Annotated in this window: 4 protein-coding genes; 2 read left to right on the top strand and 2 right to left on the bottom strand. The window is 68.5% G+C overall.

Annotation, left to right across the window (positions count from 1 at the left end; translation table 11 throughout):
- Nucleotides 1–107: 107 nt before the first annotated feature.
- Nucleotides 108–932 carry a M23 family metallopeptidase gene (locus V7Z82_RS18090; protein ID WP_334153190.1) on the bottom strand — a complete coding sequence of 275 codons (825 nt, stop codon included), beginning with the start codon at nucleotides 930–932 and terminating at the stop codon, nucleotides 108–110.
- A 378-nt stretch (nucleotides 933–1,310) separates the two neighbouring features.
- Here V7Z82_RS18090 and V7Z82_RS18085 point away from each other — a divergent pair, with 378 nt between their 5' ends.
- Entirely contained in the window at nucleotides 1,311–2,588 is a 1,278-nt protein-coding gene (locus V7Z82_RS18085; protein ID WP_334153189.1) for a low temperature requirement protein A, read from the top strand.
- Nucleotides 2,589–2,594: 6 nt separating this feature from the next.
- Here V7Z82_RS18085 and V7Z82_RS18080 read toward each other — a convergent pair whose 3' ends face one another.
- Complete coding sequence (locus tag V7Z82_RS18080; RefSeq protein ID WP_334153188.1) at nucleotides 2,595–3,122, bottom strand: GNAT family N-acetyltransferase; 528 nt, start codon at nucleotides 3,120–3,122, stop codon at nucleotides 2,595–2,597.
- Nucleotides 3,123–3,267: 145 nt separating this feature from the next.
- Here V7Z82_RS18080 and V7Z82_RS18075 point away from each other — a divergent pair.
- Nucleotides 3,268–4,843 (top strand): HNH endonuclease signature motif containing protein (locus V7Z82_RS18075; RefSeq protein ID WP_334153187.1); only part of this gene is annotated, 1,576 nt, incomplete at its 3' end.

Raw genomic sequence — 4,843 nt, 5'->3', positions numbered from 1 at the left:
ACGGCAAGGACCTCTCGCAGTACGGCTTCGACGACTACACGCGCATCAAGCACGTCATGAGCGCGCTGGACTGACGCGAGCCGGCAGCAGTCGGTCGACGGTCCGGGTCAGGTCACGTTCTTCGTGAGCCACGGCAGGGGGTCCACTGGGACGGTGTTGATGTGCACCTCGAAGTGCAGGCACGAGCCGAACACGTATCCGGTCGATCCGACGTCGCCGATGTACTGGCCGGCCTCGACGCAGTCCCCGACCTCGACCGCGCGACTCCCGTAGGTCATGTGCGAGTAGACGGTGCTCACGGCCTTCCCGTCGACGATGCTCTCGATCTGGATCGTCACGCCGTAGCCCTGGTAGCTCTCCGTCGACCGGGAGACGCAGCCCTTCATGGCCGCATTGATCGGCGTGCCGAGCGGGGCTGCGAAGTCCTGGCCGAGATGGGATCGGCCAGGACGCGAGGCTCCGAAACCATCGGTGAACGAGTACGTCCCGTCCGCCATCGGCATCACGATGCGGTCGGCCAGCGGGATCTCGATCGCGCTGCCGAGCGGCATGCCGGCGGCCACCGCAGCGGCGACGGCACGGGACTTGGTCTCTTTGATCTCCTCGGGCGTCGTCGCGGAGAATGCTCCGCGCGGCGCGATCTCCGCGCGGATCTCGTCGGTCGCCGTGTACGACTGCGCGTCGCCGTCCGCCGAGGTGGAGACGGCCGCTGCGGCGCTGGCTGCGGGAGTCTGATCGCCCAGCGGGCTGAGCCCGGGGAATGCCGCCCCGGTGATCAGGACGCCGACGGCGAGCGTGGCTCCGAGCGTCTTGACCTTCGCCCACTGACGCTTCGCCCGGCGCAACTGGACCCGTGAGGTCCGTGCGACCGGCAGTGCCGTGTTCGGAGTCCGGCGGGGCGTGATCGTCGGCGGCCGCTGCGGCGCCGGCATCGGTGCGTCGGGTGCGTCAGGTGTGTTCGCGGAACGGGGGCTCTGCTCGCTCGCGGACACGGAGCGTCGCAGATCACGGCGCAGGAGCGGTCGCTGCGAGTCGGAGACATCTGTGGCAGGTTCCGAATGCCCCTGAGCGGGCTCGGTTGGCAGGGAGTTCGTGACGGGTCCTTCCGGAGGGGGTGTACTCGGCAGTCGATCCCCCGGATGCCGCCGTTACCGTTCTGTAATCTAAGCGCTGGGTCGCGCGGGGTCAAATCGAGCGCCGCTCGTCATGCGCCCTGAGCCGACCTGACGCCGTCCGTCGGCCGCCAGCAGAATACTGGTTCGCCCGGCGATCGCCCATTATCGTGACCCACACGAACACTGGGGGTTCACATGTCCACGCCGACCTATTTCCGTCACGGACTGCGGAGGATGACCGGGCGGGATGCCGCTGAGGCGCACCGTGCCGCGACGCCACTGGAGCTGCTGTTCGATCTGACGTTCGTCGCCGCCTTCGGGGTCGCCGGCAATCAGCTGGCCTCGGCGATCGCGCACGGTGACATCGCGGCCGGCGTCGGCGGCTTCTGCTTCGCGATGGTCGCGATCGTGTGGGCCTGGATCAACTACTCGTGGTTCGCCTCGGCGTTCGACACCGATGACTGGCTGTTCCGCGTGCTGACGATGGTGCAGATGGCGGGTGTCGTGGTGCTCGCGATCGGTCTTCCGCAGGTGTTCGCCTCGCTCGAGCGCGGGCAGCCGGTTGCGAACGAGGTCATGGTCGCCGGCTACGTCGTGATGCGTGTCGCGGTGATCGCGCAGTGGTGGCGTGCTGCGCACGGCGACCCGAAGTATCGCGCCGTCGCCAAGACCTACGCGTTGGTCATCGGCATCGCCCAGGTGGGGTGGGTTGCACTGATCTTCCTCCCGCTGGATCCGTTCGGGTTCCTGACGGGCGCGATCGTCGTGTCGACGATCGACTGGGCCAGCCCGATCATCGCCGAGACGAAGGGCTTCCGCCATGGCGGTGGCGCCACCCCGTGGCATCCGCATCACATCGCGGAGCGATACTCGCTGCTCGCGATCATCGCCCTCGGGGAGACCGTGTTCGGCACCTTGGCCGCCGCGCAGTCGGTGACGGATGCCGAGGGGTGGTCGGTCTCGTCCATCGCGGTGATCGGTCTCGGGATCGTGATGGCCTTCGCGCTGTGGTGGGTGTACTTCATGGTGCCGAGCGCGCCGATCCTCGCGGTGCGCCGCTCGAAGGCGCTCGTGTGGGGATACGGCCACATCGCGCTGTTCGCCGCGATCGCAGCGGTGGGTGCCGGGCTGCACGTGATCGGCTACGTCTACGACGAGCGTGCCGACGTGAGCATCCTGACGGCGATCGCATCGATCGCGATCCCGGTGGTCGCGTTCATGGTCACGCTGTATCTGCTGCACGCGTGGCTCGTCTCGGAGTTCCCGAAGAACTCCCCGTTGCAGATCTCCGTGATCGCGCTGCCGGGCCTCGCGATCATCGGCGCTGCGCTCGGCTGGCCGCTCTGGGCGTGCCTGCTGATCGTCGTCAGCTCGCCGATACTGATCGTGCTGTCGTACGAGCTCGGTGCCTGGCGTGCGCTCGAGGCGCAGCTCGTTCGCGTGCTCGGGACCGCGCGGGTCGAAGCGCGATGAGGCCGCTCAGGGTACGAGGTGCTTGACCCTGCGGTGCTCGGCAAGGATGAGGTCGGGGCGCTCCTCGATCTTCGTCTTGCCGTCCGCTGCCCAGCCGTGGCGGGCGTAGAAGGTGTCGGCGCGGTCATTGCCGTCGAGCACCCAGAGGTGCGCGCGGGTGTGACCGGCGTCGGCCATCCGTCCTTCTGCCGAGGTCAGGAGGGCCGTGCCGACTCCCGCGGACCAGGACGTCGGATCGGCGTAGATGCCGTAGATCTCGCCGTCGGTGGTGTTCTCCTCGTCATCTCTCGAGGCGCCGAACGACACCCACCCGACGATCGTCTCGTCACGGAGGGCGACCAGTGTGCCGAGCGTGAGCGGATGGGGGTCGGAGAAGATCCCGCGCCAGCGCTCAGCGCGTTCGGTGACCGACAGGGCGTCGAGGAATGCCTGGTCGATGAGGCCTCGGTACGCCGCCTGCCATGAGCGCACGTGGATGCCGGCGACTGCCTCGGCGTCAGCGATGGTGGCGTCCCGAACAGTGTGCTGCGTCATGGATTCACTGTATTGGGGGCCGTTCACGGGTGCTGTGGCGTGAGCGGTGGGGTGAGCGAGCGGTGTCTGAATCGTATCCCGGAATATTGGTTTGGTCTGGGGTTTTCGGGGTGGGAATGTCGGTGGTCCTGGGTTGGATGGGGGTATGGACAGCACCGAGGAAACCCTGGAGCGGGTCGTCGCTGACCTGGATCGGGTGTTGTCCGGGGACGGGTTCGGTCTGTTGTCGGACGACGCGAAGATGCAGGTGTTGCGGCTCGCTGGTGAGGCGCAGCGGCGGTTGGATGCGGTGGTGGTGGAGACGGTGGCGTCGGTGCCCGCTCGTCCTTCGGGGTCGGGGGATCTGGCGTTCTGTGGGCAGTTCGGCTGCCGGACGATGAACGAGTTGTTGCAGCGGGTGCTGCGGGTGGACGCATACGGGGCAGGGCGGGTGGTGAAGGCCGCGTCATCGATCTTCCGGGAGGAGGATCTGTCGTCGGGTGGGTGGCAGACGGCCCGGTGGCCGCGCCTGCGGCAAGCACTGTTGGAGGGGACGATCGGGATCGCGGGGTTGTTGGCGGCGGTGGGTCCGGTCGATGAGGCGCAGCGGCGGGTGGGTGCGGTGCAGCGGTGGCGGGCGGATGCGCAGCTCGCGGCGCTCGCGCGCGGGCTGGTTGCGGTCGAGGATCCGGATGCGGCCGCCGATGGCGTCGCAGGTGACTCGGATGCTGCGGGTGCGCTGGAGGAGAGCGGGCCGCCGGCGACGCCGGAAGATCTGCGGGCGTATGCCCGGGTGATCATGGCGTATCTGGATCCGGATGGGGCGGAGCCGGCGGAGGAGATCGCGATGCGTGGACGCGGGATCCGGTTCGGGCGCGCCAAGCACGGCCTGGTCCCGATCCACGGGGACCTGCTCCCGGAGACCGCGGGCGCGTTGCAACGCCAGTTCGACGCCTACCTGAACCCGAAAGTCGACGGGCCGCCCCTGCCCGGGGTGCGATTCGTCGACAGCGAGAACGGCAGCGACGGTGGCAGCGACAGCGAGGGTGGCGGTGGCGGTGGCAGTGGCAGTGGTTGGTTCGGCGGTGGTCAGTCTGGCAGCGACGGTGCGAGCGACTGGTCCGGCAGCGATGAGCGGCAAAACAATGATGTGCTGCCGTCGGGGGATGCGGGTGGGATGGTCGACACCCGCACGCGTCCGCAGCAGCAGCACGACGCGTTCGCGGCGATCCTCGGGATCGCTGCGAGACACGACGACATGCCGAAGTTGGGTGGTGCGGCGCCGACGCTGATCGTGTCCGTCACGGCGGAGGACTACGCGACCGGGCGCGGGTGGGCGCATGTGGACGGCATCGACACCCCCGTCTCCGTCGCAACCGCACGGCACACCGCGTGCGGCGGGACGATCCAACGGGTCCTGTTCGACCCCGAAGGGCGCATCATCGGCATCGGCGTCACGGACCGGATCTTCACCACCCCGCAACGACGGGCGATCACCCTCCGCGACAAGGAATGCCTCATCCCCGGCTGCCACGTCCCCGCGTCATGGTGCGAGATCCACCACGTCCAAGAACACGCACGCGGCGGGCCCACCCATACCGATAACGGGGTCGCGTTGTGCTGGCATCACCACCGCACCCTCGACACGAGTGGGTGGGAGATCCGCATGGACAACGGCACACCCCACGTGCGCGGGCCCGCGTGGTGGGACCCCGCACGACGATGGCGAACCCCACAACCCG

Origin of the sequence: Microbacterium sp., from assembly GCF_036823965.1 — a bacterium.
Taxonomy (GTDB): Bacteria; Actinomycetota; Actinomycetes; order Actinomycetales; family Microbacteriaceae; genus Microbacterium.
Note: the sequence above shows the minus strand (reverse complement) of the source record. Positions and strands in the feature narration are given on the sequence as shown.